Here is a 24727-nt window from a genome sequence, read left to right on the forward strand (position 1 = left end):
GGGCGGGCGGCGGGGCTCAGCCCAGGCAGGACGGGCCGAGGAGCTGCTTGAGGTCGCCCATCAGGGCCGGGGACGGCGCGACGCGGAGCTTGTCGTCGAGCCGCACCACGGTGATGCGGGGGCCGTTCTGGAGGTGCAGGTGGACCTCGGCGGAGCCGGGGTGGGTGACCAGCACCTCCTTGAGCCGGGACACGACCGGCGGGGTGCAGCGGCCGATCGGCAGCGTCACCGCGAGCGGACCACTGGCGTCGGTGACGGTCAGGTCGGGCTGGACCACCTCCATCGCGATGATCTTCGCGACGTCCTCGCGGCGGTCCAGCCGGCCCTTGACCACCAGCACGGTGTCCTCGGCCAGCAGGGTGGAGCAGAGCTGGTAGGACGAGGGGAAGCACATCACCTCGATCGACCCGCCCAGGTCCTCCAGCTGGAACATGGCCCACGAGTTGCCCTGCTTGGTGACCTTGCGCTGAAGTCCGGACAGCAGCCCGGCCACGACCACGACCTGCCCGTCGGGACGTTCCCCGCCGTTGAGGACGGCGATGGTGCAGTCGGCCTCGCGCTCCAGGATGTGCTCGACGCCGAGCAGCGGGTGGTCGGAGACGTACAGGCCGAGCATCTCGCGCTCGAAGGCCAGCAGCGTGCTCTTCTCCCACTCCTCGCTGTCGGGGATGACCACGGCGAACGCGTCGTCGCCGCCGTCGTCCTCCAGCGCGCCGAACAGCGAGTCCTGGCCGACGGCCTCCTTGCGCTTGATGTCGATGACCGAGTCGATCGCCTGCTCGTGCACCATCAGCAGCGCCTTGCGCCGGTGCCCGAGCTCGTCGAACCCGCCCGCCTTGATCAGCGACTCCACCACGCGCTTGTTGCACACGATCGGCGGGACCTTGCTGAGGAAGTCGTTGAAGTCGGTGTAGGCGCCCTTCTCCTTGCGGGCCGCGACGATGCCGTCCACCACGTTGGTACCGACGTTGCGGACCGCCGAGAGGCCGAAGCGGATCTCGGTGTCGCCGAGCGGGGTGAAGTCGGCCTCGGAGGTGTTGACGTCGGGCGGCAGCACCTTCAGGCCCATCCGGCGGCACTCGTTCAGGTAGAGCGCGCTCTTGTCCTTGTCGTCGCCGACCGAGGTGAGCAGGCCCGCCATGTACTCGGCCGGGTAGTTGGCCTTCAGGTACGCCGTCCAGTACGACACCAGCCCGTACGCGGCGCTGTGCGCCTTGTTGAAGGCGTAGTCGGAGAACGGGACCAGGATGTCCCACAGGGTCTTGACCGCCTCGGCGGAGTAGCCGTTGGTCTTCATGCCCTCGGAGAACGGCTTGAACTCCTTGTCGAGGACCTCCTTCTTCTTCTTGCCCATCGCGCGGCGCAGCAGGTCGGCCTGGCCGAGCGTGTACCCGGCGACCTTCTGCGCGATCGACATGACCTGCTCCTGGTACACGATCAGGCCGTAGGTGGTGCCGAGGATCTCCTCCAGGGAGTCCTTGAGCTCCGGGTGGATCGGGGTGATCTCCTGCTGGCGGTTCTTGCGGAGCGCGTAGTTGGTGTGCGAGTTGGCGCCCATCGGGCCGGGCCGGTAGAGGGCGCCGACCGCCGAGATGTCCTCGAAGTTGTCCGGCTTCATCAGCCGCAGTAGCGACCGCATCGGCCCGCCGTCGAACTGGAACACGCCGAGGGTGTCGCCCCGGCCGAGCAGCTCGTAGGCCTTGGGGTCGTCCAGCGCGAGGCCGAGCAGGTCGACGTCGATGCCCTTGTTGAGCTTGATGCCCTTGAGCGCGTCGTCGATGATCGTCAGGTTCCGCAGGCCGAGGAAGTCCATCTTCAGCAGGCCGAGCGTCTCGCAGGTCGGGTAGTCGAACTGCGTGATGATCGCGCCGTCGGCGTCGCGGCGCATCACCGGCACGTGGTCGGTGATGGTCTCGCCGCTCATGATGATCCCGGCGGCGTGCACGCCGGTCTGCCGGATCAGGCCCTCCAGGCCCTGCGCCAGGTCCATGATCTGCTTGACGTCGGGCTCTTCGTCGTAGAGCTTGCGCAGCTCGCCGGCCTCGCCGTGCCGGGGGTGCTTGTCGTCGAAGATGCCCGACAGCGGGATGTCCTTGCCCATCACGGCGGGCGGGAACGCCTTGGAGATCTTGTCACCGAGCGCGTAGGGGAAGCCGAGGACGCGGCCCGCGTCCTTGATCGCGGCCTTCGCCTTGATGGTGCCGAAGGTGGCGATGTAGGCGACCTTGTCCTCGCCCCACTTCTCGGTGGTGTAGCGGATCACCTCGGCCCGCCGGTCTTCCGGGAAGTCGATGTCGATGTCGGGCATCGACTCGCGTTCGGGGTTGAGGAACCGCTCGAAGATCAGCCCGTGCGGGATCGGGTCGAGGTCGGTGATCCCCATCGCGTAGGCGATCAGCGAGCCCGCCGCGCTGCCGCGGCCCGGCCCGACCAGGATGCCGTTCTCCTTGGCCCACATGATGAAGTCGGCCACGACCAGGAAGTACGACGGGTAGCCCTTGCCGAGGATGACGCCCATCTCGTAGTCGGCCTGCCGCTGGTACCCCTCGGGCAGGCCGCCCGGGAACCGCCGCTCCAGGCCCTTCACGACCTCCTTGCGGAACCAGGTCTCCTCGGTCTCGCCGGCCGGCACCGGGAACCGCGGGCTCAGGTCGCGGTACTCGAACATGCCGGCGGGGTCGACCCGCTCGGCGATCATCAGGCTGTTCTTGCAGCCCTCCAGCCACGCCTCGGACGAGTCGATGGAGCGCATCTCGTCGGCGGTCTTGAGGTAGTAGCCGCTGCCGTTGAACCGGAACCGGTCGGGGTCGGCGAGCTGCTTGCCCACCTGCACGCACAGCAGCGCGTCGTGCGCGGTGGCCTCGCTCTCGTGCGTGTAGTGCGAGTCGTTGGTGACCACCGGCGGGATGTTCAGCTTCTTGCCGATGTCGAGCAGTCCCTGGCGGACCCGCTGCTCGATGTCGAGCCCGTGGTCCATCAGCTCCAGGAAGTAGTTGTCCTTGCCGAGGATGTCCTGGAAGGTGGCGGCGGCCTTGAGCGCCTCGTCGAACTGGCCGAGCCGCAGCCGGGTCTGCACCTTGCCGGACGGGCAGCCGGTGGTGGCCATCAGCCCGTCGGCGTGCTCGGCGAGCAGCTCCTCGTCCATCCGCGCGTACTTGAACACGAAGCCCTCGGTGAAGGCGCGGCTGGAGAGCTTGAAGAGGTTGTGCAGCCCGGTCCGGTTGCGCGCCCACAGCGTCTTGTGGTTGATCAGCCCGCCGCCGGAGACGTCATCGCGCTTCTGGCTGGGCTCGCCCCACTGGACCTTCTTCTTGTGGTAGCGGGACTCGGGCGCCATGTACGCCTCGATGCCGATGATCGGGACGATCCCGGCGGCGGTGGCCTGCCGGTGGAAGTCGTAGGCGCCGTGCATGTTGCCGTGGTCGGTCATCGCGATCGCCGGCATCTTCTGCCGGTCGACCTCCTCGAACATCTGCTTCAACCGGGCGGCCCCGTCCAGCATGGAGTACTCGGTATGAACATGCAGATGAACGAACGAGTCGGCCATGCGTGCTGCGCCTCCTGCTTGTCGCATGCGACCGCCCACGTGCGGTCGGCACGTGCGGTCGGTGTCTCGGTCCCGGGGGAAGATCGCCGTCCCGGACGCGCTCCGGGATGACGCGGTTCTGAGAGCCTAACCCGGGTCGCCCGCAGCCCGGGCCCCGACACTCCGGATGCCTCTTTTGCCCCATCGGTCCCATTACGGTCGGCATCCGCCCGGACGCCGTGCGGGGCCGAGCCCGCCGCACCGGCCGCTCGTCTCACGGAGCGGGACGGGCGTCCCACGAGTTGACGGAACCGCGCCCCGTCCCCTTACGATCGGCGGACAGACGACCCCGGTGCCGGTCAGGCGCAGTCCGGCGCACGGAACCCGCCTCCTCGCGGAGCGCCCCGGCCCCGGCGCACGGACGGCACCGCCCCGGCCGGGCCGCCCGCCAGAGAGGGAAACCCCACATGCCCGACCCGACGCTCGACGACGGCGCGCTGACCGTGCCCCTCGCCCCGCTCGACGACCTCACCACGCTGGACGCCGCGCGCGCCGCGATCGACGACATCGACGCCGCGCTGGCCGTCCTGCTGGAGCGCCGGGCCGCGGTGGCCGGCGTCGTCCAGCGGCTCAAGCCCGTCGGCGGCTTCGCCGGGCGCGACCCCGAGCGGGAGCGCGCGATCGTCGCGGCGATGGCCGGGCGCGCGCCCGCGCTCGGCGCGGGGCGGCTGGCCCGGATCGTCGACGTGATCATCGAGGCGGGGCTGGAGGCCGCGGCGGAGGCACCCGCGGGCCCGGCGGCCGAGCCCCCGGCGGGACGCGCCCCCAGCGACGCCTGACCGGACGGGACCGCCCCCGACCCTCCGGAATCGTCCGGATATCGTCCGGTGGCATGACAGCGAGGGAGACCGCCCCGGAGGCACCCCGCCCGCCCGGCGGGCCGGACGGGGCCGCCACGGCGGACGGGCCGGACGAGACGGACGGGGCCCACGCGGCGGCCGTACGGGACGGCCTGGGCGTCGGCCTCGCTGTCGGCCTCTCCGGGTTCGCGTTCGGCGCCGCCGCGGCCACCGCCGGCCTGTCGGCCGCCCAGGCGTGCGTGCTCAGCCTGCTGGCCTTCACCGGGGCCTCGCAGTTCGCGCTGGCGGGCGTGATCGGCGGAGGCGGCGGCCTGGTCGCCGGGACGCTCGGCGCGGTGCTGCTCGGCGGGCGCAACGCGCTGTACGGGCTGCGGCTCTCCGGCCTGCTGCGGGTCCGCGGCGCCCGCCGGCTGCTCACCGCGCACGTGGTCATCGACGAGACGACCGCCGTGGCCACCGCCCAGCCCGGCCCCCGGACGGCCCGCACCGGCTTCCACGTCACCGCGGTCAGCCTCTACCTGACCTGGAACCTCACCACGCTGCTCGGCGTGCTCGGCGCCGCCAGGCTCGGCGACCCGGGGACGTTCGGACTGGACGTGCTCGGCCCCGCGGCGTTCCTCGCGCTGCTGTGGCCGCGGCTCACCGCCGGCCGCGCCGAGCTGCGCGTCGCCGCCGCCGCCGGGGCGATCGCGATCGTGGCGACGCCGCTGCTGCCCGCCGGGGTGCCGGTCATGCTCGCCGCCGCCGCGGCGCTCGCCGGGTTCGTCCCGGCCGGTCTGGGAAGGCGGGCCCGCCGGTGAGCGTGTGGATCGCGGTCGTCGCGACCGGGCTCGGCTGCTACGCGCTGAAGCTGGGCGGCCTGGTCGCCCCGCGGCGGGTGCTGGACGACCCCCGGGTGCGCCGCTTCACCGAGCTGATCCCGGTGGCGCTGCTCACCGCCCTGATCACCGTCCAGGCCCTGGCGCCGGACGGCCCGTCCCTGGAGTTCGACGTGCCGCGGCTGGCCGGGCTCGGCTCCGCCGTGGCCGCGCTGCTGCTGCGCGCCCCGTTCCTGGTGGTGCTGGCCGTGGCCGCCGCGGTCGCCGCCGGGCTGCGCCTGGCCGGCCTGTGACCGCCCCTGCGGCGGGTCCCGGCGGCGCGTCCCGGCGGGGGCCGTCCAGGACGGGCCGGACGGGACGGACGGGACGGACGGGACGGACGGGACGGCCGGTCAGGACTCGTCGGTGACGATCTCCAGGGCGCGGGCCAGGTCGTCGGGGTAGGGGCTGACGAACTCGACCCGCTCCCCCCGGGTGGGGTGCTCGAAGCCGAGCCGCGCCGCGTGCAGCCACTGCCGCTTCATGCCGAGCCGGGCCGCGAGCGTCGGATCGGCGCCGTAGGCCATGTCGCCCACGCAGGGATGCCGGATCGCGGACATGTGCACCCTGATCTGGTGCGTGCGCCCGGTCTCCAGGTCGACGTCGAGCAGCGTCGCCGCCCGGAACGCCTCCACCGTGTCGTAGTGCGTCACCGACGGCTTGCCACCGGCCACCACCGCGAAGCGCCCGTCACCGGCGGGATGCCGGTCGATCGGGGCGTCCACGGTGCCGCGGAACGGGTCGGGGTGACCTTGCACCAGCGCCTGGTAGCGCTTGTCGATCCGGCGTTCCTTGAACGCGCGCTTGAGCCGGGAGTAGGCGATCTCGCTCTTGGCCACCACCATCGCCCCGGTCGTGTTGGCGTCGAGCCGGTGCACGATGCCCTGCCGCTCGGACGCGCCACTGGTGGCGATCGTGTGCCCCGCCCCGAGCAGCCCGCCGAGCACGGTCGCGCCGGTCCAGCCGGTGGTGGGGTGGGCGGCGACGCCGATCGGCTTGTCGACCACCACGATGTCGTCGTCCTCGTAGAGGATCGACATGCCCGGCACCGGCTCGGCGACCGGGACCGGCGCCGAGGGCGGCGGCGGGATCGTCACCTCCAGCCAGGTCCCGGCGTGGAGCCGCTCGGACTTGGCCACCTGCCGGCCGTCGAGCAGCACCTCGCCGGCGGCGATGATGTCGGCGGCGCGGGCCCGGGACAACCCGAACAGCCGCGCCAGCGCGGCGTCGACCCGCTCCCCCTCCAGCCCGTCGGGCACGGGGAGGCTGCGCACGTCGCCCATCAGGACGCCTCCTTCGGGGCGGAGCCGTCCTCGACCGGACCGTCCTCGCCCCTGCCGTCGTCCTTGAGCACGTCCTTGACCGGCACGTCCTTGACCGGCGGATCCTTGACCGGCGGGTCCGCGGCGGGGACCGCGCCCTTGACGGACGCGTCCTCGGCGGGTTCCCGGCCCTCGGTCCCCTGGGCCTCGGCGCCCTGGTCCTTGGCCGGAGCGTCCGCGGCAGGCTCGTCGGCAGCGGGCTCGTCGGCGGCGGGCTCGTCGTCCTTGCCGGTGATCCGGGTGCCGTCGATCTGGAGGCCGCGCGCGGCCAGCAGGACCGCGAGCACGCCGCCGCAGACGATCGCCGAGTCGGCCAGGTTGAAGACCGGCCAGTGCGGAAGCTCGATCCAGTCGACCACATGGCCCTTGAGCGGCGCCGGGGCGCGCAGCATGCGGTCGGTCAGGTTGCCGAACGCGCCGCCGAGCATCAGCCCGAGGCACACCGCCCACGGCAGGCTCCGCAGGTTGCGCGCGGTGCGCAGGATCGCGACGACCACCCCGCAGGCGATCACCGTGAAAACCAGGGTGTAGCCGGCGCCGATCGAGAAGGCCGCCCCGCTGTTGCGCGTCTCGCGCAGGGTCAGCAGCCCGCCGAGCAGCCGGACCGGCTCCTCGCCCTGGAGGGTGGCCACGACGACGCTCTTCGAGACGACGTCGAGGGCGTAGGCGGCCAGCGCGATGGCGATCAGTACGGCGATGCGGCGCGGCCGAGGCGATCCCGTGGACCCCTCGGCCTCGCTCTGAGATTTCGTTGAGTCGCTCAGCGACGTTCCTCGCGTTGTTTGCATGTCACACACAGGGTCGCACGAGGGAAGGCCTGCAAGCGCGCCTTGCCGACAGGCCGGCCACACGACTCGCAGATTCCGTACGTGCCCGCGTCCATTCGCTGGACGGCCCGCTCGTTCTGGGCGAGCAGGTCCTGTGAATTGTAGGACAACGCCAGATGGTGTTCGCGCTCGTAGGTCTTGGCGCCCGCGTCGGCCTGGTCGTCGCCGGCCCCCTCGTTGGAGTCGCCCTCGGCGATCTGGCTGGCGGACGCGGCGATCTCGGTGCGCAGGGCGCCGATCTCGCGCTCCAGCCCGGCCCGCACCTCGTCCAGCTCGGTGCCGGTCCAGCGGTCCTCGCCCTCGCGGACCGGGAAGCTCGCCACGTCGGCCGTCTTGACCTGGGCGGAACCGGCGGAACCGGCGGAACCGGCGGCCCCCGCCGCGGCCTGGACGGCCGGGTCCTTGGCCTTCGGCGCCGATCTCGCGGGTTTGGCGGCGGGTTTGACGGCCGTTTTCGCGCCTCCCTTGGCGGTCTTGGCCTTCGGTTTGGCCTTGGCCTTCGCGGCGGCCTTACCCGGGCCCTTGGCGGCGGACCCGGTCCGGCCGGACGGCGCCTTGGCCGAGGGCTTCTCGCCCCTCCCCGCGCCGGCCGTGTCGGCCCCCCTCGCGCTGATCTCCTCGACGGGCAGTGCGGGCAGCATGAGTCCCCTTCCGCGAACGACCTGGGTGCATTACAGCCCGCATATGCCCGGTGACCACGCGGACAGAAACCCCCGCGGTTGCACAATCTCGGAAATGACCTGTACCGAGCCCCGTGCCCGCGCCGTCCCCCACCGGGCCGAAAACGGGAGGAGAGCGGCCCCCGGGTAGGTTAATCTCGGACCAGCAGTCGCATCGGCAGGCCGTGAAGGGGACACCTGCCGCCGCACGCGGCCATGAGCGACCCGGGGACGGTGCGAGCCCGGGGGCCAGCCCGGCGGTCTGATCACCCCTGAGCCGCTGGAAGAAACGCCCCGCGGGGCGCGGTAGACCCGGCAGCCGGTGCCCGAACGAAGCGGATCGCGCCCCGGGGCCACTGTGCCCAGGGCCCGGGGGTCGCCCCGGGCGCGAGGGACGCGGTCAAGGAGGGTGGTACCGCGGGACCCCTGCCCAGGGCGTCTCGTCCCTCCGGTCCACGTGCAGTTCCACGTCGATCCGGAGGTCCGACCACCGTGAGCCGCCAGTTCCGGCCCCTGCCCGCGCAAGTCGATCTGCCCGCCCTGGAGCGGGACATGATCCGCCGCTGGCAGGAGGGCCAGGTTTTCGAGCGGTCGCTGGAACGCACCGCGTCCGGACCGCAGTGGGTCTTCTACGAGGGCCCGCCCACCGCCAACGGCATGCCCGGCGTCCACCACGTCGAGGCCCGCGTCTTCAAGGACGTGTTCCCGCGCTTCAAGACCATGAAGGGCCACCACGTCCCGCGCAAGGCCGGCTGGGACTGCCACGGCCTGCCCGTCGAGGTGGCCGTGGAGAAGGAGCTCGGCCTCACCGGCAAGAAGGACATCGAGGAGTACGGCGTCGCGGAGTTCAACGCGCGCTGCCGCGAGTCGGTGCTCCGGCACGTGGACGCCTTCGAGGAGATGTCCGAGCGGATGGGCTTCTGGGTCGACACCGACCAGGCGTACCGCACCATGGACGCCGAGTACGTCGAGGCCGTCTGGTGGTCCCTCAAGACCATCTTCGACAAGGGGCTGTTGTTCCGCGACTTCCGCATCACCCCGTACTGCCCGCGCTGCGGGACCGGGCTGTCCGACCACGAGCTGGGCCAGCCCGGCGGGTACGAGACGGTGTCCAGCCCCTCGGTGTTCGTGCGGATGCCGGCCACCTCGGGCCCGCTCGCCGAGCTGGGCGCGGCGCTGCTGATCTGGACCACCACGCCGTGGACGCTGGTCTCCAACACCGCCGTGGCCGTCCACCCCGACGTCACCTACGTCGCCGCGCGCCCGGCCGGGTCGGACGAGGTCCTCGTCGTGGCCGAGCCGCTGCTGGAGCAGGTCCTCGGCGAGGGCGCCGAACGCCTCGCCACCTACAAGGGCGCCGAGCTCGAGCGCACCTCCTACCAGCGGCCGTTCGACCTGGTCGACATCCCCGACGCGCACTACGTGGTGCTGGGCGACTACGTCACCGTCGAGGACGGCACCGGCCTGGTCCACCAGGCGCCCGCGTTCGGCGCCGACGACATGACGGTCTGCAAGAGCTACGGCATGCCGATCGTCAACCCGGTGGGGCCCGACGGCCGCTTCCTTCCGACCGTCCCGCTCGTCGGCGGGACGTTCTTCAAGAACGCCGACGAGACGCTCACCGACGACCTGCGCGCGCGCGGGCTGCTGTACCGCGGCGGCCACTTCGAGCACAGCTACCCGCACTGCTGGCGCTGCCACACCGCGCTGCTGTACTACGCGCTCCCCGCCTGGTATATCCGCACGACGGAGATCAAGGACCGGCTGCTGGAGGAGAACGCCAGGACGAACTGGTTCCCCGAGACGGTCAAGGACGGCCGGTACGGGGAGTGGCTGCGCAACAACGTCGACTGGTCGCTGTCGCGCAGCCGCTACTGGGGCACGCCCCTGCCGCTGTGGGTGTGCGGTGAGGACGAGACGCACATCACCTGCGTCGAGTCCCTCAAGGAGCTGGGCGAACTCGCTGGGCAGGACCTGTCCGCCCTCGACCCGCACCGCCCCTACGTGGACGACATCACGCTCCCCTGCGCGCAGTGCGGGGGCGAGGCAAAGCGCGTCCCCGACGTGATCGACGCCTGGTACGACTCGGGCTCGATGCCGTTCGCGCAGTGGGGCGCCCCGCACCGCAACAACGACGTCTTCGAGGCGTCCTACCCGGCTCAGTACATCTGCGAGGCGCAGGACCAGACGCGCGGATGGTTCTATTCGCTGATGGCGGTCGGCACCCTGGTGTTCGACCGGTCCGCTTACGAGAACGTGCTCTGCCTCGGCCTGATCCTGGCCGAGGACGGCCGCAAGATGAGCAAGCACCTGGGCAACGTGCTCCGGCCGATCCCGCTGATGGACCAGCACGGCGCCGACGCGGTGCGCTGGTACATGCTCGCCAGCGGCCTGCCGTGGGCGTCCCGCCGCGTGGGGCACGCCGCGCTGGAGGAGATCGTCCGGAAGGTGCTGCTCACCTACTGGAACACGGCGTCGTTCTTCGTCCTGTACGCCAACGCGGCGGCGGCGCAGGGCCGCGCGTGGACGCCGGACCGCCGCGGCGAGGCGCCCGCCCCCGCCGACCGGCCGCTGCTCGACCGCTGGGCGCTGGCCGAGCTGCACCGCACCGTCCGCGAGGTCGACGAGGCGCTCGAGCGGTTCGACACCGCGGCGGCCGGGCGGCGCCTCTCCGAGTTCGTCGACGACCTGTCCAACTGGTACGTGCGGCGCTCGCGGCGGCGGTTCTGGGAGGGCCCGGAGACGCCCGGCGGCGCCTCCGCGTTCGCGACCCTGTACGAGTGCCTGGAGACCCTCACCCGGTTGATGGCGCCGATGGTCCCGTTCATCACCGACCACGTGTGGGACGTCATCCGCCCCGAGGACGGCCCCGGTTCGGTGCACCTGACCGACTGGCCGGAGGTGCGCGCCGACCTCCTCGACGCCGACCTGACCGCGCAGATGGCGCTGGTGCGGCGGCTGGTCGAGCTCGGCCGCTCGGCCCGCGCCGCCAGCGGCGTGCGGACCCGGCAGCCGCTCGGCCGGGCCCTGGTCGGCGCGGCCGGCTGGGCGTCGCTGCCCGCCGAGCTGCGCGGCCAGATCTCCGACGAGCTCAACGTGCTGGCCTTCGAGGAGCTGTCCTCCATCGGCGGCGACCTGGTCGAGTACGAGGTGAAGCCCAACTTCCGCGAGCTCGGCAAGCGCTTCGCCAAGGACACCCCGACGGTCGCCAAGGCCGTCACCGGGGCCGACCCCGCCGCGCTGGTGCGGACGCTGCGCGCCGACGAGGCCGCCGAGGTGGAGGTCCCCGGGCTCGGCCCGGTGCGGCTCGCGCCCGGCGACGTCATCGTCACCGAACGGCCGCGCAGCGGCTGGGCGGTCGAGAGCGCGGCGGGCGAGACCATCGCGCTCGACCTGACCGTGACGGCCGAGCTGCGCCGCGCCGGGCTCGTCCGCGAGGCCGTCCGGCTCGTCCAGGACGCGCGCAAGGCGTCCGGCCTGGACGTCACCGACCGGATCGCGCTGTGGTGGGAGGCCGCCGGCGACGACCTGGCCGAGGCGCTGCGCGCGCACGGCGGCGAGGTCGCCGCCGAGGTCCTGGCGACCGAGGTCGCCGAGGGCCGCCCGGCCGACGCGCCCGAGACGCGCCGGGACGACGAGCTGGGCCTGGCGTTCTGGCTCCGCAAGGCGACCTGACCGCGCTGCCGAGCGCGGCCGGGGCGCGGCCGGGCGGCCGGGGGCCATTTCGCGACACATCGTGTTTGCGATGATGGATGATGGGGGCGTGAACCTTCCAGAACCCCCTTCACCGTCCGAACCGGAGACCCCGGCCGCGGCTCCGGCCGAAGGCCCGTCCGGGGCCGCCGCGCTGCGCGCGTCGGACGCCGACCGGGACCGGGTGTCCGACACCCTCCGCGAGGCCCTCGCGGAGGGCCGCATCACCCCGGAGGAGCACGCCGAGCGCATCGACGCGGTCTACCGGGCCAAGACCTACAGCGAACTCGAACCGCTGCTGAGCGACCTGCCCGGCGCCGGTGACGCCGTCCCGGGCGCCCCGAAGGTCCGGCTCCGCAAGGACGAGCCCACGCTGCCGCCCCCGGCCCCGCAGTCGACCGCGATCGTGGCGGTCTTCGGGGCGGCCGAGCGCAAGGGCCGCTGGCTGGTCGAGCCGCAGACGACCATCACGTGCGTCTTCGGCGGCGTGGAACTGGACCTGCGGCAGGCGGTGCTCACGCAGCGGGAGGTCGGCCTCACCATCAGCTGCGTCTTCGGCGGCGTCGAGATCACCGTCCCGCCCGGCGTCCGGGTGGTCAACTCCAGCGTCGCGGTCTTCGGCGGGCACAGCCTGCCCGACGACGACCCGCTGGAGCCCGACGCCCCGGTGATCAAGCTGTCCGGGATGGTGCTGTTCGGCGGCGTCAACGTCACCCGCCGCGAGCCCGACGCGCCCCGGCCCGACCGCCGGGCCGCGCACACCGAGCATGTCCGGGGGATCCGCGACTCGCACCGCAGGCACCTTGAGGACCTGCGGCACGACCGCCGCGAACAGCGCCGGTCACCTCGCGACCACTGACCGGCGCCCGGCGGGCGCCGGTCCGGTGCGCGGACGCGTGAACGCCGCGCGGCCGTGACCACCGGGGATCCGGGATCACGGCCGCGTCGAGCGGGTCGGGCCGGTGGTCAGTCGCGGGCCCGCTCGCGGTCGGGCTGGCAGACCAGGCACGGGGTGCAGCCGCGGGCCTTGGCCTCGGCGCGGGACAGTGCCTCGAGGTCGTCGGCGTCGTCGCCGATGTCCTCGATCAGCGCGCAGTCGGTGCGGTGGTAGCGCTTGGTGCCGCTCAGGATGCGCACCTGCGGGCCCTCGTCGTCGGCCTCGCCCGCGTCGTCGGCCGGGGCGTCGTCGGCCTCCTTGGCCGGGGCGTCGCCGCCGGCGTCGGGCGTGCCGTCGTCCGGACCGGATCCGGACATCTCGGCGGGCTCGTCGCCGTCGCTCGCGGCGGGGCCGGTACCGGCCGCCGGGGACACCGTCGCCTCGGACCCCATCGCCTCGGACCCCGTGGTGCCGGACTCCGTGCTGCCGGACTCGGCGGCGCCGGACTCGCCCGACTCGCGCGGACGCGGGGCCGCCGGCGAGGCCGTGCCCTCATCGCCCGGCGGGTCGTCTCCGAACCCTCCGGACGACGCGGACGCGGCCGTGGCGACGCGTTCGCCCGCCGGACGGGTTCCAGGCTCGGTCTCGGCCTTCTCCGCCGTCTCCGTGGCGGCAGGGGCGTCCGCTCCGGCGGCCGGGGTCGCCGCCGCGTCGCCCGCGACGGGCAGGTCGGCCGGCTTTGGCTTCGCCGCCGGGGACCCTCCGGGGAGACCCCACACCGACGGCAGCGCGTCGGACCCGCCGGGCTCGGCGCCGGATTCCACCGGCGCGGACGACGGCGACGCCTCGGACCCGGCGGACCGGGAGCCGTCCGGCCCCTCGGTCCCGGACGGCTTCACCGAGCCGGGCTCGACGGACGTGAACGGCGAGGTGATGGTCGAATCGGCGGACGCGGGCGGGATGCCGCCCTTCTCGTCCGCCCCGGGCCGGCCGCCCTCGAACTCCGCGGTCGTGCCGGGCCCGGTGGGGCGCGCCGGGGCGGGCTTGGCCAGCCCGGCCAGGCCGCCGGCGGCCGAACCGGACCGCTCGGCGGAACGTTCGGAGGCAAGCCCGGCGGGCCGCTCCCCGGAACGCTGAGCGGGTCGCTCGCCGGAACGCTGGGCGGGGCGCTCGGAGCCGCTCCCGGCCACCGCTCCGGCCGCCGCCTTGGCGGGTGCCGCCGGGACCGCGACCGCGGCGCGCGCCGCCAGTGCGGTGTCGGGCAGGCAGGCGGTGCAGGAGCTGAAGCCCTCTTCCTTGGCCTCGGCGTAGGTCAGTTCTTCGGTTTCCCGCCCGGCGAGTTGCCGGCAGGTGTCCAGGTGGTAACGCTTGCGTCCCCGTACGACGTGCACCAGCGCGTCCTCGGGGACGTCGGCCGGCGGGGCGGGGATCTCGACCTCGTCGTCGGCCGCTTCGGCGGCGTCCCTCGTGCCGTCGGCGGACCTGGCGCGTGCGGCGGCGACGGCCGCGCGCTCGGCCTTCTTGGTCTTCTTCTTGGTCTTGCGGGCGGCGCCGGAGGACGTCGCGCCCGGGCCCCAGAGGTCTCGGCGGCGCAGGAACACCCCGATGGCCAGGCACAGTGCGGACACGATGCTGACGGCGATCGAAATGTAGATCACCACCAGCGCGTCCAGGCCGAACACCTGCGCGCTGTCTCCGTTGCCGGCGACGATTCCCGCGACCAGCAGTGCGATCGCCGCCACCACGAGGACGCCACTCAGGATGATCACAGGGTCTCTCCCCCTCTACAAGCCGCATGCCCCCAGGCCGTCGTCCCGGCTCGGAGGTCACCGCCGACGCTTCCGAAACGGCGCCGGGATGGCGGCGGTGCCATCCGCGGCGCGGCGATCGGAGAAGACACTATCGCCTGCGGGGCGGGCCTTAGCGCCTCTCGTGCGGCGGGGTGTCGCCGACGTGGAACGCGCCGGTGGCCGAGTGCTGAACCTGCTGCGCGTGCTGCACCGGCTCGGCGGGCGGCGGGAAGGGCGAGGGGCCGGTGGGGACGCCCTGGCCAGAGAGGCCGTTGCGGTTCTCGGGGGCGTGGGGAAGCGCGTTCTGGGGGCCGGTCGGGGGGCCTGACTGCTGTCCGACGGGCTGGCCGATGGGCTGCTGCTGACCGCCGGACTGCATGGAGCCGCCGGGGACGGCCGGGAAACCGCCGGTCTCGGTGCTGCCCGCCTCGAGGTCGCGGAGCTGGCCCTCGAGGTAGACCTTCAGCCGGCTGCGGTACTCGCGCTCGAACGCGCGCAGGTTGTCGACCTCGCGCTCGAGCTCCTCGCGCTGCTGCACGAGCGATCCCATCACCTGGCGGTGCCGCTCCTGCGCGTCGCGGTCGAGGGCCTCGGCGCGGGACCGGGCCTCGCTGACGATCTGGTCGGCCTGCCGGCGGGCCTTGCCGAGGATCTCCTCGGCCTCGCGGCGGGCGCGGCCCAGCGTCTCGTCGGCCTCGCGGCGGGCGTCGGCGATCGCCTGGTCGGCGGTCTGCTGCGCCAGCGCGAGCACGCGCGCCGCGGTGTCCATGTTGTCCTCGCCGGTCGGGGCGGCGGACATGCCGAGGCCGCCGAGGGCCGGCTCGGGCTCGGGCTTGGGCTGCGGCTCGGGCCGGGGGGGCTCGGGGATCTGGGCGACGTCGGGCTTGGGCTCCACGATGGGCGCGGCCATGGCGGGGACCTTGCCGCGCAGGCACTCGGCCAGCTTCGCGCGCAGCTCCTCGTTCTCCTGGATGAGACGGTCGAGCTCTCCCTCGACATCGTCGAGGAAGGCGTCCACCTCCTCCTCGTCGTAACCCGGCCTCAGCCTGGTCGTACTGAACTGCTTGTTCCGCACATCTGCGGGTGTCAGCGGCATGTTCGTCTCCTTGGCGCGCTTGGAGTCTGTCCCGAAGGACGGTATCCGATCAGAGCCTCTGCACGAAGATGATCATTACCCAGACCACAAGGATGAGGACCGTGAAACTGAGGTCCAACGCCACGTTACCCAGACGTATCGGCGGGATGAAACGCCTCAGCAGTTTCAGTGGCGGGTCGGTGATGGTGTACGTCGCCTCCGCGATCACCAGCACCACTCCAGTGGGCTTCCATGACCGGGCGAACGACTGCAGGACTTCGAGGATCAACCTCCCGATCAGGAAGAGGAGGAAGATGTAGAGCAGTGCGCTCAGCACGGATCCAACGATTGTCACGGACACTCTCGCATGTGGCTGTCAGCTTTGGTTGAAGAACCCTCGTTCTGCCATCCGGGCCTTGTCCTCGGCTGTCACCTCCACGTTGGCCGGTGACAGCAGGAACACCTTGTTGGTAACACGCTCGATGCTCCCGTGCAGTCCGAACACGAGACCCGCCGCGAAGTCGACCAGACGCTTGGCGTCGCTGTCCACCATCTCGGTCAGATTCATGATCACCGGGGTGCCCTCACGGAAGTGCTCCCCGATGGTCCTGGCCTCGTTGTAGGTTCTGGGGTGCAGCGTAGTGATACGCGCAAGGTCGGTGGTACCCGACTCGTAGAGCGCCACGGAGCGTCGCTCGGTGGCGGACGCTGCGTGATGATCAAGATCGCCGTCCGCGGTCTCCTCACCTCCGGTAAGCTGACCGGCGGATTCGTCGTCGCGACGCCGTCCCTGGCCGGGATCGGCCTCCTCGTCGTACGGGTCGTACTCGTCATAGTCGTCGTACTTGGCGTTGTAACGGTCGTCCTCCACGAGGCCGAGGTAGACCGCCATCTTGCGCATCGCGCTGGCCATACGTCCCTCCGTCGTCCTGTGGCCGCGGCACCCGGCGCGTCGGCGCCGCCGTCGGACTCTCCGTCAGTGCGACCTGCCGTTTCAGCAGGTACCACTGGGGGGACATTACCTGACGATTGCCCGCCGGCCGCCGAGCAACGCCGTACCGATCCGCAGGTGTGTCGCGCCACACGCGATCGCCTGTTCCAGATCGCCGCTCATCCCGGCCGACAGCACACCGGCCCCCGGGTGCGCCGCGCGCACCGATTCGGCGACCTGCGCGAGACGTTCGAAGGCGGGCAGCGGGTCGGCGTCCAGCGGCGCGACCGCCATCACCCCGCCGAGTTCCAGGCCCTCCGCAGCGGCGATCGCGTCGGCGAGTCCGAGCGCGTCGGCGGGCGCGGCGCCGCCGCGGCCCCCCACCGCGCCGGGCCCGTCCGGACCGTCCGGGTCGTCCAGCGAGACCTGTACCAGGCAGCGCACCGTGCGCCCGGCCCGCTCGGCCGCCGACGACAGCGCGGTGACCAGCCTCGGGCGGTCGACGGACTGGACGACGGCGGCGTAGCCGGTCACGGCCCGCGCCTTGTTGGTCTGAAGCCGTCCGACGAAGTGCCAGGTGAGCGGGAGGTCGGCGGTCTCGGCTGCCTTGGGCCGGGCCTCCTGGTCGCGGTTCTCGGCGACGTCGGTGAGGCCGAGCCCGGCGAGCAGGCGCACGTCGGAGGCCGGGAAGGTCTTGGTCACCGCGACCAGCGTGACGCCGGCGGGGTCCCGTCCGGCCGCGGCGCAGGCGGCGGCGACGCGCTCGCGGACGTCGGCGAGGTTGGCGGCGAGCTCGTCGCGCCGCGCGCCGGGGGCGGCGGCGTCTTCGTGGTTCATCAGGAGGTTTCCTTGAGCCAAACGTGGCCGGCGAAGCGGCCGGTGCGGCCGTCGCGGCGGTAGGAGAAGAGTCCGGGGGTCTCGATGGTGCACCGGGGGTCGATCCGGACGTCGGTGACGCCGCCGCCGGCGAGCTGCCCGGCGATCCCGGCGCGGAGGTCCAGGCCAGGGGTGCCCTTGCGGGTGGTGGCGTGCGCGGCGGGGACGGCGGCGGTGACCTCGTCGCGCATCCCAACCGGCACCTCATAGCAGCCGCCGCAGGCCGCGGGGCCGATGGCCGCGGCGACACGGGCGGGGTCGGCGCCGTGCTCGCACATCAGCTTCAGCAGGGCGGGGACGACACCAGCGGCCGTGCCCGGACGGCCCGAGTGCGCGGCGCCGACGACGCCCGCCACCGGATCGGCGAGCAGGACCGGCGCGCAGTCGGCGACCAGCACCGCCAGGACCAGCCCGGGAACGGTCGTGACGATCGCGTCCACCGGGGGGATCTCGGCGCCCGCGGTGACGAAGGCCACCTCGGCGCCGTGGACCTGCCGCATCCATACGGTGCGGCCCGGGTCGACGCCCAGCCCGGCCGCGGCGCGGGCCCGGTTGTCCCGGACCGAGGCGGGGTCGTCGCCGACCGCGCCGCCCAGGTTGAGCGAGTCGAAGGGGGCGGTGCTCACGCCGCCGGCGCGTCCGGTGAACCCGGCGCCGACGCCGTCGCCCAGGGTGACGCTCGTGATCACTTGAGGAAGTCGGGCACGTCGAGGTCGTCGTCCTCGTCGAACACCACCGGGCGGCGGCGCTGCCCGGTGGACGGGCCGCTCTCGCCCTCGCCGGCGTGCACCCGCGAGGGAGCCGTCTCGCCCGGCGCCCGGGGCGCGGGCGGGCGGGGCGCGGAATCGCCGGGACCCGGTGCGCCGCCCTCGCGGCCGACGGACGCGGCGGGCTGCGGGACCGGCGACACGGGCGGGCCCTCGGCCCGGACCGCCTCGTCGCGCGGCGCGGCGCCGCGGCCCGGGCCGCGGTCGTCGGAGCCCGGCCCGCCGGGCTGCGGGCGCTCGGCCTCGGGACGGTGCGGGCCGCCGGGCTGCGCCGCGGCGGCCTGGGCCACCGACTGCTGCGGCCCGGTCGAGCCGACCGGCTCGGTGCGGCCGACCCGGCTCGGGATCGGGTTGAGCGACGCGGGCGGCGGGGGCGGGCTCGCGGGCGGCGGCGGGGTCGGCCGCGGCGGCGGCGGGACCCTCTTGGCCTCGGGTTCAGGGGCCGGCTTCTCGGGTCGGCCCTCGTCAAAACCCGCCGCGATCACCGTGACCCGGACCTCGTCGCCGAGCGCGTCGTCGATGACCGCGCCGAAGATGATGTTGGCGTCCGTCGCGGCGGCGTTGGACACCAACTGCGCCGCCTCGTTGATCTCGAACAGGCCGAGGTCGGAGCCGCCGGAGATGGACAGCAGCACGCCGTGCGCGCCGTCGATGCTGGCCTCCAGCAGCGGACTGGAGATCGCCATCTCGGCGGCGGCCACCGAGCGGTCGTCGCCGCGCGCCGAGCCGATGCCCATCAGCGCGGACCCGGCGCCGGACATGACCGACTTCACGTCGGCGAAGTCCAGGTTGATCAGGCCCGGCGTGGTGATCAGGTCGGTGATGCCCTGGACACCGGACAGCAGCACCTGGTCGGCGGCCTTGAACGCGTCCAGCACGCTGACCTGGCGGTCGGAGATCGACAGCAGCCGGTCGTTGGGGATCACGATGAGGGTGTCGACCTCGTCGCGCAGTGTCTCTATTCCCGCCTCGGCCTGCATCGCGCGGCGCTTGCCCTCGAAGCTGAACGGGCGGGTCACCACCCCGATGGTGAGGGCGCCGAGGGACCGGGCGATGTTGGCCACCACGGGGGCGCCGCCGGTGCCGGTGCCACCGCCCTCGCCCGCGGTCACGAACACCATGTCCGCGCCCTTGAGGACCTCCTCGATCTCCTCGCGGTGGTCCTCGGCGGCCTTGCGGCCCACGTCCGGGTTGGCCCCGGCGCCGAGCCCGCGGGTGAGCTCGCGGCCCACGTCGAGCTTGACGTCGGCGTCACTCATCAGCAGCGCCTGGGCGTCCGTGTTGATAGCGATGAATTCGACGCCCTTGAGTCCCTCTTCGATCATCCGGTTGACGGCGTTGACGCCGCCGCCGCCGATTCCGACGACCTTGATGACCGCGAGGTAATTCTGCGGTGCTGCCACGACGAGGGGCCTTTCCGCTCGCTCTATCCGACCGGCCGGACCGGTCTGCCGACCAGTGCCGCTGCGGTGTACCTGACCTGGGTGTGCTTATGGCGGGAATCGGGGCGGTACGGACCACCCTCAACCCTCACCCTCAACTTGAGGCTTACAGTTATGTCAACCTGAGGACTGATACGGACAGTAGGGCGGCCTTACCGTCAGGGTCAACTAACCTGCCCTGAACTGAATCGGCGTGTCGCGAGAGCACCAGTTGCCCTGGTTGGCGCTGGAACATCTCCCCTACACCACTCCGCTCGGCCCGCCGCCCGCCCGATCCGGGCCGACCGTTCAAGCGTGCCTCATCGGGCGGCCGGAATCCCCGCGACACACGCACCGGATCGGACCGAATGGACGTTCTTCCCCGGCGCCCCTCTCGAGGCCGCCACCGGAAGAACGTCCGGACCGTCCCGCCCGTGCCCGAGGACGGTGCCGCGCGGTGGCGCGCCGGAGCGCGGGTCACTGCGTGGTGACGACCTCGGGTGAACTCACGTCGATGGTACGGGCTGCGCGCCCCGCCGCCGTACGCTGCAACGCGTCGAGCAGCCGGATCTTCTCCGCGGACCGTTCGGCGGGCCCCCAGACCACGGTCAGGTCGCCCGACAGCCGCAGGGTCACCGACTCCGGGCTGGACGCCTCGACCTCGCTCAGCCGCCGGTGCAGGCGTCCGGGCAGGTCGGTGAGCACGCGCAGCGCCGCGAGGGTCGCCGGGTCGGACGGTCCCGGGGACGTGACGGTCAGCACCGGGAGGCCCGCCGGGCGGGCCGTGCCGTCGGCGACGGTGACGCCGTGCCGGTCGAGCCGGTGGTAGCGCCCGCCGCGTTCCACCATGACCAGGGGGACGCGGTCGCGCACCACGATCCGGACCGTCGCCGGCCAGTGCCGCTCGACCTCCGCCGACTCGACCTCGCGCAGCCGCTCCACCCGGCCGCGGATCTCGTCCGTGTCGAGCCGCGCCATCGGCAGCCCGAGCCGTATCCCGGCCGCGGCCACCACCTGGTCGCGGGTCGCCAGCCGGGTGCCTGACACCTCGACCTCGCGCACCACCAGCAGCCGCGACCCGAGCAGGACCCAGGTCACCGCGCCGAGCACCGCCACCACCAGCAGGGTGACGAACACCACCTTCCAGCGGTCGCGCGCGCGGCGCCCCGCGGACGGCCGGTGGCCGCCGTCCCGGTCGCCGGACGGCGCGACCTCGCCGGTCGCGGTCCGGCTCGTGCCCGCCTCCGTCATGGGTCCAGCTTGGCAGTGATCACGGCGGGCGCGGAGCGCCCACGCCCGGCGCCACTCAGGAGGCGGCCAGCCGCTCCAGGATCAGCGGGCCCAGCCGGGTCACGTCGCCCGCGCCGAGCGTGACGACCACGTCGCCGGGACGGGCGAGCCCGGCCGCCGCCGCGGGCACCTCGTCCCAGACGGGCACGTACACCGAGTCGGTGGCGGCGGGGATCCGCTCGGCGACCAGGGAGCCGTCCACCCCGGGCTCGGGGTCCTCCCGCGCGCCGTAGACGTCGAGCACCACCGCCGCGTCGGCCAGCCCGAGGGCCGCGCCGAACTCGGCCGCGAAGAACCGGGTGCGGCTGTAGAGGTGCGGTTGGAAGACCGCGACGAGGCGGCCCCCGCCGGCCAGGTCGCGGATGGCCTCCAGGTCGGCGCCGACCTCGGTGGGATGGTGCGCGTAGCTGTCGAAGACGCGGACCCCGCCCGCCTCGCCCTTGAGCTCCAGCCGGCGCATCGCCCCGCCGAAGGCGGCCAGCCCCGCGCGGACGGCGGACAGGTCGACCTCGAGGGCCTGCGCGACCGCGACGACGGCGGCGGCGTTGAGCGCGTTGTGCCGTCCCGGGACGTTCAGCGTCACCTCGCCGACCCCGTCGATCTCGAACCGCGAGCCGAGCCCGTCGGGGGCGAAACCGGTGACCCGCAGGTCTGCGCCGGGTGCCCGCCCGTAGGTGCGGACGGTCAGGCCGCGCGCGCGGGCGCGCTCGGCCAGCTCCATCGCGACCGCGTCGTCGGCGCCCGCCACCAGCGTGCCGCCCGGCTCGATCCGGTCGACGAACCGGGCGAAGTTCTCCTTCACCATCTCGAAACCGCCGTAGTTGTCGAGATGGTCGGCCTCGACGTTGGTGACGACCGCGATGTCGGGCGCGTACATCAGGAACGAGCCGTCGCTCTCGTCGGCCTCGGCCACGAACGCCTCGCCCTTGCCCTCGTCGGCGCCGAGCCCGGTGGTGACGAGCTGGCCGCCGATGCAGTAGGACGGGTCGGCGCCGGCGTGCTGCAACGCCACCGTCAGCATCGAGGTGGTGGTGGTCTTGCCGTGCGTGCCGGCCACCGCGACGCCGCGCCGGCCGGCCATCAGCGCGGCCAGCGCGGCCGAGCGGTGCAGCACCCGCAGCCCGCGCTCGCGGGCGGCGACCAGTTCCGGGTTGGCATCGCGGATCGCGGTGGAGACCACCACCGTGTCGGCGTCGCCCACGTGCGCGGCGTCGTGGCCCACGTGGACCTCGGCGCCCAGCCCGGCGAGCTGGCCGAGCAGGTCGGAGTCGCGGGCGTCACTGCCCGACACCGCGATGCCGCGCTTGAGCATGATGCGGGCGATGCCGGACATGCCCGCCCCGCCGATCGCGATGAAGTGGACCTTGCCGAGCTCGCCGGCCGGCACGACCTCAGCAGGACTGATCAGACTCATCGGGTGGCGCTCGTCCCCTCGCTCGCCCCGTGCGGCACGACCGCCGCGCGCGGTGCCGAACGGGCGGCCCGGCTCACTGGCGGCCCGCCGCGCGGACCACGTCGTACACCATCTGGGCCAGGGCCACGTCGGCGTCGCGGCGGCCCATCCGGCCGGCCGCCTCCGACATGTGCGCCACCCGGCCCGGGTCGGCGAGCACCGGCAGCAGGTGCTGCCCGATCCACTCGGGGCTCAGCTCGGCGTCGTCGACCAGCAGGCCGCCGCCGCCCTGCACGATCGGCTCGGCGTTGAACCGCTGCTCGCCGTTGCCGATCGGCAGCGGCACGTACACCGCGGGCAGCGCCACCGCGGCCAGCTCGGCGCAGGTCATCGCGCCGGCGCGGCACATCGCCATGTCGGCGGCGGCGTAGGCCAGGTCCATCCGGTCACAGTAGGGGATGGTGACGTACTGGGGGCCGCCCGCGACCGTGTCGGGCTCCTCGGTGTTCTTGGGTCCGACGATGTGCAGCACCTGGATGCCGGCCTGCCGGAACGCCGGCGCGGCGGCCACCGCGGCCCGGTTGAGCGACCGGGCGCCCTGCGACCCGCCGAAGATCAGCAGGGTGGGCAGGTCGGGCAGCAGCCCGAAGTAGGACCTGGCCTTGTCGCCCATCGCGAGCCGGTCGAGCGTGGCGACCTCGCGGCGCAGCGGGATGCCGACGAACGTGGCGTTCGGCAGCGGCGAGTCGACGTGCGAGACCGCGACGTGGTCGGTGAACCGGGAGCCGAGCTTGTTGGCCAGGCCGGGCTTCGGGTTGGCCTCGTGCACGATGATCGGCACCTTGCGCTTGCGCGCCGCCAGGTAGCCGGGGGTGGCGACGTAGCCGCCGAACCCGACCAGGACGTCGGCCTGCGCCTGGTCCAGGACCGAGGCGGCGGCGTTGATCGCCCCGCGCAGCCGGCCGGGGACCGACAGCAGCCGGGGGGTCAGCGTCCGCGGCAGCGGCACCGGCGGGATCAGGGCGAGCTCGTAGCCCCGCGCCGGGACCAGCCGGGTCTCCAGGCCCCGTTCGGTGCCGAGGCAGGTGATCCCGACACCGGGGTCGTTGCGGCGCAGCGCGTCGGCCAGTGCCAGGGCGGGCTCGATGTGTCCGGCGGTGCCGCCGCCGGCCAGGACAACCCTCATGCTCGTTGACATCTCCTCAGCGTGTTCGTCGGTGCGGTGCCGCGGACCCCGCGGCCCGTGCCGCGCGTCCGCGCGGTCGACGGGCGCCAGGCCGTCCGGCACCCCGGAGGGGGGCTCAACGTCGTGCCAGGCCCAGCCAGCTTAGAGCCCGCAGGACCGGTCCGGGGCCGCGTGCGGCCAGCGCCTGCCTGGCGCCCGGCTCGCGTTTGGCGAAAGCGAGCATCATGCCGAGCGCGATCAAGGTGGGGATCAGCGCCGAGCCGCCGTAGGAGACCAGCGGCAACGGGATGCCTGTGATGGGAAGCACACCGATGACCGCGCCGATGTTCACGATCGCCTGCACCACCACCCAGGCGGTGGCGCCGGTCGCGGCGAGCCGGGTGAACGGGTCCTTGACCCGGCGGGCGATCCGCAGCCCGGCGTAGGCCAGCAGCCCGAACAGGCCGAGCACCACCAGCGTGCCGACCAGCCCGAACTCCTCCCCGACGATCGCGAAGATGAAGTCGGTGTCGGCGTGCGGCAGGAAGTCCCACTTGGCCCTCCCCTCCCCAAGCCCGGTGCCGAACCAGCCGCCCGAGGCCACCGCGAACAGCCCCTGGGTGCCCTGGTAGTTGGTGGTGAGCTGGTTGCCCGTCGGGTCGAGGAAGCCGGTGAGCCGCTCCAACCGGTACGGCTTCGCGACGATGAGGATCGACACCAGCAGGCACACCAGCCCGACGATGCCGATGAACAGGCGTCCGGGCGCGCCGACCACCCACAGCAGCGCCAGGAAGATGGTGAGCAGCACCAGCGTGGTGCCGAGGTCGTTGCCGAGCATCACCAGCAGCACCAGCAGGCTGGCGCCCGGCAGCAGCGGGACCAGCAGCGGGCGCCATTCGGTGAGCTGGCCGAGCCGTTCCTTGCGGGCCAGCAGGTCGGCGCCCCACAGCACCAGGGCAAGCTTGGCCGGCTCGGACGGCTGGATCTGGAGCGGGCCGAGGCTGATCCAGCGGGTCGCGCCGCCCGCGCTGCGGCCGAGGCCGGGCACCAGCACCAGGGCCAGCACCACCACCGACAGCAGCAGCAGCGGGTAGGCCAGGGCGCGGAAGGTCTTCACCGGGAGCCGGGAGGCCAGCCACATCCCGGGCAGCCCGATCGCCATCCACATCGCCTGCTTCTGGAACAGGGCGTAGGCCGAGCCGGTCGCCTGGAGCTGCTTGACGCTGGACGCCGACAGCACCATGGTCAGCCCGAGCGCGAGCAGCATCACCGAGCAGCCGAGCACCAGGTAGTAGGAGGTGAGCGGGCGGTCGAGCAGCCCGATCGCGGCGACCACCTGCTCGCGCGGCCCGGACCGCCTCGGCTGCGGCTCCTCGGCCGGTGCGGCGGTCGTCATCG

The 24727-nt window shown here is 73.2% G+C and carries 20 protein-coding genes; 5 read left to right on the top strand and 15 right to left on the bottom strand.

Annotation, left to right across the window (positions count from 1 at the left end):
• Window positions 1-16: 16 nt before the first annotated feature.
• Complete coding sequence (gene dnaE / locus QP090_RS02320) at window positions 17-3547, bottom strand: DNA polymerase III subunit alpha (protein ID WP_285936762.1); 3531 nt, start codon at window positions 3545-3547, stop codon at window positions 17-19.
• Between the two features lie 446 nt (window positions 3548-3993).
• On the opposite strand from dnaE, the gene QP090_RS02325 reads away from it, so the two are divergent.
• Genes QP090_RS02325 through QP090_RS02335 form a run of 3 tightly spaced genes read left to right on the top strand, consistent with a single transcriptional unit; the run spans window position 3994 to window position 5497 of the window.
• Window positions 3994-4365, top strand: coding sequence for a chorismate mutase (locus tag QP090_RS02325; RefSeq protein WP_285936763.1), 372 nt, complete (start codon window positions 3994-3996; stop codon window positions 4363-4365).
• 53 nt (window positions 4366-4418) lie between these two features.
• Window positions 4419-5186, top strand: a complete 768-nt coding sequence (locus QP090_RS02330) for an AzlC family ABC transporter permease (RefSeq protein ID WP_285936764.1) — start codon at window positions 4419-4421, stop codon at window positions 5184-5186.
• Window positions 5183-5497 carry an AzlD domain-containing protein gene (locus QP090_RS02335; protein WP_285936765.1) on the top strand — a complete coding sequence of 105 codons (315 nt, stop codon included), beginning with the start codon at window positions 5183-5185 and terminating at the stop codon, window positions 5495-5497. Before QP090_RS02330 ends, QP090_RS02335 begins: the two co-directional genes overlap by 4 nt.
• Before the next feature lie 99 nt (window positions 5498-5596).
• Here QP090_RS02335 and QP090_RS02340 read toward each other — a convergent pair whose 3' ends face one another.
• Genes QP090_RS02340 through QP090_RS02350 form a run of 3 tightly spaced genes read right to left on the bottom strand, consistent with a single transcriptional unit; the run spans window position 5597 to window position 7715 of the window.
• Complete coding sequence (locus QP090_RS02340) at window positions 5597-6526, bottom strand: RluA family pseudouridine synthase (protein WP_285936766.1); 930 nt, start codon at window positions 6524-6526, stop codon at window positions 5597-5599.
• Window positions 6526-7353, bottom strand: a complete 828-nt coding sequence (locus tag QP090_RS02345; RefSeq protein WP_285936767.1) for a signal peptidase II — start codon at window positions 7351-7353, stop codon at window positions 6526-6528. Before QP090_RS02345 ends, QP090_RS02340 begins: the two co-directional genes overlap by 1 nt.
• Window positions 7326-7715, bottom strand: a complete 390-nt coding sequence (locus tag QP090_RS02350; protein WP_285938544.1) for a TraR/DksA family transcriptional regulator — start codon at window positions 7713-7715, stop codon at window positions 7326-7328. Before QP090_RS02350 ends, QP090_RS02345 begins: the two co-directional genes overlap by 28 nt.
• Before the next feature lie 828 nt (window positions 7716-8543).
• Between QP090_RS02350 and ileS the strand changes: the two genes are divergently transcribed.
• A complete protein-coding gene (gene ileS / locus QP090_RS02355; RefSeq protein ID WP_285936768.1) occupies window positions 8544-11726 on the top strand; it encodes an isoleucine--tRNA ligase in 3183 nt (1060 codons plus the stop codon).
• A gap of 88 nt (window positions 11727-11814) precedes the next feature.
• Entirely contained in the window at window positions 11815-12603 is a 789-nt protein-coding gene (locus QP090_RS02360; RefSeq protein ID WP_349666467.1) for a DUF1707 SHOCT-like domain-containing protein, read from the top strand.
• Window positions 12604-12710: 107 nt separating this feature from the next.
• Here the strand turns inward: QP090_RS02360 and QP090_RS02365 are convergent, their stop codons facing one another.
• The 11 genes from QP090_RS02365 to ftsW all read right to left on the bottom strand — a co-directional run bounded on the left by QP090_RS02365 (window position 12711) and on the right by ftsW (window position 24725).
• The gene (locus tag QP090_RS02365; protein ID WP_285936769.1) at window positions 12711-14390 is read right to left on the bottom strand and encodes a hypothetical protein; all 1680 of its coding nucleotides are present in this window, start codon (window positions 14388-14390) and stop codon (window positions 12711-12713) included.
• Window positions 14391-14541: 151 nt separating this feature from the next.
• A complete protein-coding gene (locus tag QP090_RS02370; protein ID WP_285936770.1) occupies window positions 14542-15507 on the bottom strand; it encodes a DivIVA domain-containing protein in 966 nt (321 codons plus the stop codon).
• Between the two features lie 49 nt (window positions 15508-15556).
• Window positions 15557-15841, bottom strand: coding sequence for a YggT family protein (locus tag QP090_RS02375; protein ID WP_285938546.1), 285 nt, complete (start codon window positions 15839-15841; stop codon window positions 15557-15559).
• Between the two features lie 21 nt (window positions 15842-15862).
• On the bottom strand, window positions 15863-16399 hold the full coding sequence (locus tag QP090_RS02380; RefSeq protein ID WP_285936771.1) for a cell division protein SepF: 537 nt from the start codon (window positions 16397-16399) through the stop codon (window positions 15863-15865).
• A 105-nt stretch (window positions 16400-16504) separates the two neighbouring features.
• Complete coding sequence (locus QP090_RS02385) at window positions 16505-17254, bottom strand: YggS family pyridoxal phosphate-dependent enzyme (RefSeq protein WP_285936772.1); 750 nt, start codon at window positions 17252-17254, stop codon at window positions 16505-16507.
• A complete protein-coding gene (pgeF, locus tag QP090_RS02390) occupies window positions 17254-17982 on the bottom strand; it encodes a peptidoglycan editing factor PgeF (protein ID WP_285936773.1) in 729 nt (242 codons plus the stop codon). Before pgeF ends, QP090_RS02385 begins: the two co-directional genes overlap by 1 nt.
• On the bottom strand, window positions 17979-19463 hold the full coding sequence (gene ftsZ / locus QP090_RS02395; RefSeq protein WP_285936774.1) for a cell division protein FtsZ: 1485 nt from the start codon (window positions 19461-19463) through the stop codon (window positions 17979-17981). Before ftsZ ends, pgeF begins: the two co-directional genes overlap by 4 nt.
• A gap of 495 nt (window positions 19464-19958) precedes the next feature.
• Window positions 19959-20732, bottom strand: coding sequence for a cell division protein FtsQ/DivIB (locus tag QP090_RS02400; protein ID WP_285936775.1), 774 nt, complete (start codon window positions 20730-20732; stop codon window positions 19959-19961).
• Window positions 20733-20787: 55 nt separating this feature from the next.
• On the bottom strand, window positions 20788-22185 hold the full coding sequence (gene murC / locus QP090_RS02405; protein WP_285936776.1) for a UDP-N-acetylmuramate--L-alanine ligase: 1398 nt from the start codon (window positions 22183-22185) through the stop codon (window positions 20788-20790).
• Window positions 22186-22258: 73 nt separating this feature from the next.
• The gene (murG, locus tag QP090_RS02410) at window positions 22259-23350 is read right to left on the bottom strand and encodes an undecaprenyldiphospho-muramoylpentapeptide beta-N-acetylglucosaminyltransferase (RefSeq protein ID WP_285936777.1); all 1092 of its coding nucleotides are present in this window, start codon (window positions 23348-23350) and stop codon (window positions 22259-22261) included.
• A gap of 115 nt (window positions 23351-23465) precedes the next feature.
• Entirely contained in the window at window positions 23466-24725 is a 1260-nt protein-coding gene (gene ftsW / locus QP090_RS02415; RefSeq protein WP_285936778.1) for a putative lipid II flippase FtsW, read from the bottom strand.
• Between the last annotated feature and the right edge of the window lie 2 nt (window positions 24726-24727).

The sequence above is a fragment of the Actinomadura xylanilytica genome, from assembly GCF_030283145.1.
Classification (GTDB): Bacteria; Actinomycetota; Actinomycetes; order Streptosporangiales; family Streptosporangiaceae; genus Spirillospora; species Spirillospora xylanilytica.

Coding starts and splice junctions, on each gene's coding strand:
- dnaE (WP_285936762.1), bottom strand. CDS start 3,547: ATGGCCGACTCGTTCGTTCATCTGCATGTTCATACCGAGTACTCCATG.
- QP090_RS02325 (WP_285936763.1), top strand. CDS start 3,994: ATGCCCGACCCGACGCTCGACGACGGCGCGCTGACCGTGCCCCTCGCC.
- QP090_RS02330 (WP_285936764.1), top strand. CDS start 4,419: ATGACAGCGAGGGAGACCGCCCCGGAGGCACCCCGCCCGCCCGGCGGG.
- QP090_RS02340 (WP_285936766.1), bottom strand. CDS start 6,526: ATGGGCGACGTGCGCAGCCTCCCCGTGCCCGACGGGCTGGAGGGGGAG.
- QP090_RS02345 (WP_285936767.1), bottom strand. CDS start 7,353: ATGCAAACAACGCGAGGAACGTCGCTGAGCGACTCAACGAAATCTCAG.
- QP090_RS02370 (WP_285936770.1), bottom strand. CDS start 15,507: ATGCCGCTGACACCCGCAGATGTGCGGAACAAGCAGTTCAGTACGACC.
- QP090_RS02380 (WP_285936771.1), bottom strand. CDS start 16,399: ATGGCCAGCGCGATGCGCAAGATGGCGGTCTACCTCGGCCTCGTGGAG.
- QP090_RS02385 (WP_285936772.1), bottom strand. CDS start 17,254: ATGAACCACGAAGACGCCGCCGCCCCCGGCGCGCGGCGCGACGAGCTC.
- QP090_RS02400 (WP_285936775.1), bottom strand. CDS start 20,732: ATGACGGAGGCGGGCACGAGCCGGACCGCGACCGGCGAGGTCGCGCCG.
- murC (WP_285936776.1), bottom strand. CDS start 22,185: ATGAGTCTGATCAGTCCTGCTGAGGTCGTGCCGGCCGGCGAGCTCGGC.
- murG (WP_285936777.1), bottom strand. CDS start 23,350: ATGAGGGTTGTCCTGGCCGGCGGCGGCACCGCCGGACACATCGAGCCC.
- ftsW (WP_285936778.1), bottom strand. CDS start 24,725: ATGACGACCGCCGCACCGGCCGAGGAGCCGCAGCCGAGGCGGTCCGGG.